This window comes from Arthrobacter sp. Hiyo1, from assembly GCF_001263615.2.
In the GTDB taxonomy this organism is placed as follows: domain Bacteria; phylum Actinomycetota; class Actinomycetes; order Actinomycetales; family Micrococcaceae; genus Arthrobacter.
Genome location: NZ_DF952468.1, coordinates 460154 through 463955, shown reverse-complemented (window position 1 = coordinate 463955; position 3802 = coordinate 460154). Strand labels below are relative to the sequence as shown.

The following is a 3802-nucleotide window of genomic DNA, read 5'->3' as shown; positions in this document are numbered from 1 at the left end:
GCCTCGTGGACCGCGAAACGGATCGACTCCACGCGCTGAGATCACGCCCTGTGCTGGCGTCCCCCGAAGGAATGGTCACGGCGCGGGAGGACGACGTCGAACGGCTCCGGAAGCACGCCCACACTGCGGTGAGCTCCGCGGTTATCCGCGCACTTGACCAGGTGCACCACCTTCGCGCCCAGGTAAGGGCATTGTCCCCACAAAAAACCTTGGACCGCGGGTACGCCGTCGTCCAGCTTGCGGGAGCGGACGGAGTGGGACACGACGTCGTCCGGAACCCGGACCAGGCCCCTGACGGCACGGAGCTGACGCTCCGTTTGGCGGAAGGCCGCCTTGGCGCTGTATCTTCCGGAACCATGGCACCTGCCGGACAACCCAGCCAGCACAAGCAAAATGAGGACTAAGAAATGACAGCAGAAAACACATCCCCTGCGGCCAAGGCTTCCGCTGAGGACCTGGACGCCCTCAGCTACGAGGAAGCCCGCGAGCAGCTCATGGCCATCGTTGGCCGCCTCGAAGCCGGCGGAGCAAGCCTTGAGGAATCACTCGCTCTCTGGGAACGCGGCGAGGCTTTGGCGAAGCGCTGCGAAGAGTGGCTGGAGGGTGCCCGCAGAAGGTTGGCCGCGGCCCGGAACAACGGCGAGGATGAAGCGACGGCCTCTTAGGATTGGACGGCCATCGCCCGTTCCGCCGACACGTCAAAGTCGGCTTTCGGCCAGCTCAGGTCCAGCTTCCCGAGGGCCTCAAGCAGAAGCTCCTGGACGGCGATCCTCGCGAACCATTTCTTGTTCGCCGGAACCACATACCAGGGCGCTACCTCCGTTGAGGTCTTCTCAAAGACCAGCTGATAGGCCTCCATATAGGAATCCCAAAACGCGCGTTCCTTGAGATCGCCTGTGCTGTACTTCCAGTGCTTGGACGGGTCATCCAATCGCGCCAGCAGTCGCGTTTTTTGTTCATCGCGGCTGATGTTGAGCATGACCTTGACGATCGCCGTGCCCTGTTCGGCCAAGCCTGCCTCGAACTCGTTGATGGCCGCATAGCGTCGTTCCAGTTCATCTTCATTGGCCCAACCGTGCACCCGGTGGATCAGCACGTCCTCGTAGTGGGATCGGTCAAAAACCCCGACGAATCCCGCCGCCGGCAGGGCCCTCTCGATCCGCCACAGGAAATCGTGGGCCTTCTCCTCATCAGTCGGAGCCTTGAACGGAGCAACCTTGACACCCTGGGGATCCATCGATCCGACGACGTGCTCAACAATCCCGCCTTTGCCCGCCGTGTCCATGGCTTGCAGGATCAACAGCACTCGTTTGGAGCTGCCGAATTTTCCCTCGGCAAAGAGCATCTCCTGCAGGACGTCCAAACGACCGTCCTGCGCTGCCAGCAAGGCGACGCCGTCAGACTTCTTTCCCTTGTAGCCGGGCGTCGATTCGGGGTCTGCTGCATCCAGCGAGAATCCAGGCCCGGCCTTCAAGATCGTGGATACCTGCTTGGTGAACTCCTTGGTCCCGGCCATGTCGATGTCCCCTCTGGTCCGGCCGCATTCGTCGCGGCTTGCACAACAGGCTAGTTGCCTTGGTACCGCCCGAGGAAGTCCGCCATGCGTCCAATCGCTTCTTCAATATCCTTGACGTTCGGCAAGGTCACCATGCGGAAGTGGTCAGGCCGCACCCAGTTGAAGGCGCGTCCGTGTGAGACGAGGATTTTTTGTTCCTTGAGCAGGTCGAGGACGAATTTCTCGTCGTCGCGGATGTGATAGACCTCGGGGTCCAACTTCGGGAACAGATAGAGGGCACCCCTGGCCTGTTGTGTGCTGACACCGGGGATGGCGTTGAGCAGATCGTAGGCCTTGTTCCGCTGTTCGAGGAGCCTGCCGCCGGGCAAGATGAGATCGTTGATGCTTTGGTGGCCACCGAGGGCGGTCTGGATGGCATGCTGGGCCGGCACGTTGGCGCAAAGGCGCATGTTGGCCAGCAGGTTGATGCCCTCGAGGTAGTCTGCGGCGTCTTTCTTGGGGCCGGAGATCGCCATCCAGCCGGCGCGGTAGCCACATACCCGGTAGGCCTTGGACAATCCGCTGAACGTCAGGCAGAGGACATCGTCGCCGGTGAGTCCGGCAAGATTCACGTGGACAGCGTCTTCGTAGAGGATCTTCTCGTAGATCTCGTCGGCGAACACAACGAGTCCATGCTTTTCAGCGAGGGCCACGATCTTCTTGAGGGTTTCCTCCGGGTACACGGCACCCGTGGGGTTGTTGGGGTTGATGACCACGATGCCCTTGGTTTGAGGCGTGATCTTCGATTCCATGTCCTCGAGGTCCGGCTGCCAGCCCGATTCCTCGTCGCACAGATAGTGGACCGGACGGCCGCCGGCAAGTGCCACCGAGGCGGTCCAGAGCGGGTAGTCGGGAGTGGGAATGAGGATCTCATCCCCCACCTCCAGCAAGGCCATGAGGGACATGGTGATGAGCTCGCTGACGCCGTTGCCAAGGTAGATGTCGTCAACGTGGATGTTTTGGATGCCGCGGGTCTGGTAGTACTGCGAGACGGCGGTACGGGCCGAGAAAATTCCGCGCGAATCGCTGTATCCCTGGGCATGCGGCAGGTGGCGGATCATGTCCACCAAGATCGCGTCCGGCGCTTCAAATCCGAACGGTGCCGGGTTTCCGATATTCAGTTTGAGGATGCGGTGACCCTCTGCCTCCATCTGCTGGGCGGCCTGAAGAATCGGTCCACGGATGTCGTAAAGGACATTATGAAGCTTGGTGGACTGCTTGAATTCTGCCATTCATCAAATATGCCACACCGGGGATGTACTTCCGTTGAGACATCACTCACATTGGGAACGACGGCGGCGAGGCCCACACCAGGGTTCCTCGCCGCCGTCGTCCTTAGCCGGGGCCTCCGCCGCCGGGCACTGCTTGGGAAAGCTACTTCACGATCCCTTTGTCCTTGAGCCAAGCGGCTGCAGCGTCCTTTGGATTCTGCTTTTGGTTGCCACTGACCGCGCGGTTCAGGTTGATGAGGTCGTCCGTGGTGAGGATCTTCGAAACGTTGTTGAGGGCTGCCTTCGCCTTGTCCGTCATCTTGGCCATGTTGTACAGCGGGAGGACCTGCTGGGCCTTGAAGTTGTTCTTGGGATCATCCAGGACCACCAGGGCGTTGTCCTGGATGGACGGCGTGGTGGTGTAGATGTCGGCAACCTGGACATCATTGGTCAGCAGGGCCTGCAGCGTGAGGTTCCCGCCGCCGTCGCTGAACGGCTTCAGGCCCTTGAGCACGCAGTTGTAGTTGGCTTTGAGGCCAGGGAACCCGTAGGCGCGGGTCTCAAAGGTTGCCGGTGCTGCCATCGTGAGGTCCCCACAGACCTTGGCGAGGTCCTCGATGGACTTGAGCTGGTACTTCTCCGCCGTGGCCTTCGTGACAACCATGGCGTCCTTGTCCTCAGCCTTGGCGGGATCGAGCACTCCCAAGCCCTGCGGAAGCTTCCCGGGCAGCGCCTTGTAGACATCATCGGCCGATACCTGCGTGGCATTCGTGTCCAGGTAGGACAACAGGTTTCCGGAGTAGTCAGGGGCGAGATCGATCGAACCGTCCTGTACGGCCTTGAAGTAGATCTCGCGGGATCCGATATTGGGCTTCGTCGTAGCGGTAACGCCGGCGGCGTTCAGTGCTCCGGCGTAGATTTCGGCGATGACCTGGCTCTCGGGGAAATCTGCCGAGCCCACCGTAAGCGAGCCGCCGGCCCCGGAGGGGGCGTTGGTGGACGGGCTGGACAGCGGGCTGCCGCCACATGCGCTGAG

5 protein-coding genes are annotated in these 3802 nt (G+C 61.3%); 2 read left to right on the top strand and 3 right to left on the bottom strand.

Annotated elements, in window-relative coordinates:
* Together AHiyo1_RS02080 and AHiyo1_RS02075 are read left to right on the top strand one after the other, a co-directional pair.
* Positions 1 to 404: exodeoxyribonuclease VII large subunit (locus tag AHiyo1_RS02080; RefSeq protein ID WP_340639268.1), on the top strand; the 404-nt coding region annotated here is incomplete at its 5' end.
* A 3-nt stretch (positions 405 to 407) separates the two neighbouring features.
* The gene (locus tag AHiyo1_RS02075; protein WP_059387462.1) at positions 408 to 665 is read left to right on the top strand and encodes an exodeoxyribonuclease VII small subunit; all 258 of its coding nucleotides are present in this window, start codon (positions 408 to 410) and stop codon (positions 663 to 665) included.
* Here the strand turns inward: AHiyo1_RS02075 and AHiyo1_RS02070 are convergent.
* The 3 genes from AHiyo1_RS02070 to AHiyo1_RS02060 form a co-directional block, all read right to left on the bottom strand.
* Positions 662 to 1516: a polyphosphate kinase 2 family protein gene (locus AHiyo1_RS02070; RefSeq protein ID WP_059387461.1), complete on the bottom strand. Its 855-nt coding sequence runs from the start codon at positions 1514 to 1516 to the stop codon at positions 662 to 664. The genes AHiyo1_RS02075 and AHiyo1_RS02070 overlap by 4 nt on opposite strands.
* A gap of 50 nt (positions 1517 to 1566) precedes the next feature.
* Positions 1567 to 2787 carry a pyridoxal phosphate-dependent aminotransferase gene (locus AHiyo1_RS02065; RefSeq protein ID WP_059387460.1) on the bottom strand — a complete coding sequence of 407 codons (1221 nt, stop codon included), beginning with the start codon at positions 2785 to 2787 and terminating at the stop codon, positions 1567 to 1569.
* Positions 2788 to 2929: 142 nt separating this feature from the next.
* The coding region (locus AHiyo1_RS02060) for an ABC transporter substrate-binding protein (RefSeq protein WP_059387459.1) at positions 2930 to 3802 on the bottom strand (873 nt) is incomplete at its 5' end.